The 886-nt window shown below is 49.0% G+C and carries 5 tRNA genes and 2 rRNA genes; all 7 read right to left on the reverse strand.

Features of this window, described 5'->3' with window-relative positions:
• Positions 1-78: 78 nt before the first annotated feature.
• A tRNA-Met gene (locus tag AC1DCY_RS27260) sits at positions 79-153 on the reverse strand.
• 25 nt (positions 154-178) lie between these two features.
• Positions 179-254, reverse strand: a tRNA-Val gene (locus AC1DCY_RS27265).
• Positions 255-268: 14 nt separating this feature from the next.
• Positions 269-343, reverse strand: a tRNA-Glu gene (locus AC1DCY_RS27270).
• A gap of 30 nt (positions 344-373) precedes the next feature.
• Positions 374-465 (reverse strand) — tRNA-Ser (locus AC1DCY_RS27275).
• Between the two features lie 5 nt (positions 466-470).
• Positions 471-547, reverse strand: a tRNA-Asn gene (locus AC1DCY_RS27280).
• A 16-nt stretch (positions 548-563) separates the two neighbouring features.
• Positions 564-679: ribosomal RNA gene (gene rrf / locus AC1DCY_RS27285) — 5S ribosomal RNA — on the reverse strand.
• A 117-nt stretch (positions 680-796) separates the two neighbouring features.
• Positions 797-886, reverse strand: a 23S ribosomal RNA gene (locus tag AC1DCY_RS27290); the annotation flags it as partial.

The following is an 886-nucleotide window of genomic DNA, read 5'->3' on the forward strand; positions in this document are numbered from 1 at the left end:
CCGGGATCGACCGGGATCGAACCGGCGATCTCCTGCGTGACAGGCAGGCATGTTAACCGCTACACCACGGGACCATTTTGGTTGCGGGGGCCGGATTTGAACCAACGACCTTCGGGTTATGAGCCCGACGAGCTACCACTGCTCCACCCCGCGATAATAAGGTGATTTATTTAAATAATGGTGGAGGATGACGGGCTCGAACCGCCGACCCTCTGCTTGTAAGGCAGATGCTCTCCCAGCTGAGCTAATCCTCCATCTGGGTATTAAATGGTGACCCCTACGGGATTCGAACCCGTGTTACCGCCGTGAAAGGGCGGTGTCTTAACCACTTGACCAAGGGGCCTTCGTTTGGAATGACAAATCCTTAAAGTGCTGGCGGAGAGTAAGGGATTTGAACCCTTGAGACAGTGTTAACCGCCTACACGATTTCCAATCGTGCTCCTTCGGCCACTCGGACAACTCTCCAAGAATGGCTCCGAAGGCAGGACTCGAACCTGCGACAACCTGATTAACAGTCAGGTGCTACTACCAACTGAGCTACTTCGGAATAATTTTATCATATAGCCTAGCGACGTCCTACTCTCGCAGGGGGAAGCCCCCAACTACCATTGGCGCTAAAGAGCTTAACTTCCGTGTTCGGTATGGGAACGGGTGTGACCTCTTTGCCATCATCACTAGACTATTTTGAAAGACAATACTTATTGTAACATATTTTCGTTATGTATGCAAGTATTTTATTGAAAATCTTTGTTCTTTCAAAACTGGATAAACGGTGCATTGAATGTTTCAAACTTTTTTGGTTAAGTCCTCGATCGATTAGTATTCGTCAGCTCCATGTGTCACCACACTTCCACCTCGAACCTATCTACCTCATCGTCTTTGAGGG

Source organism: Lysinibacillus sp. 10T31 (genome assembly GCF_056394365.1).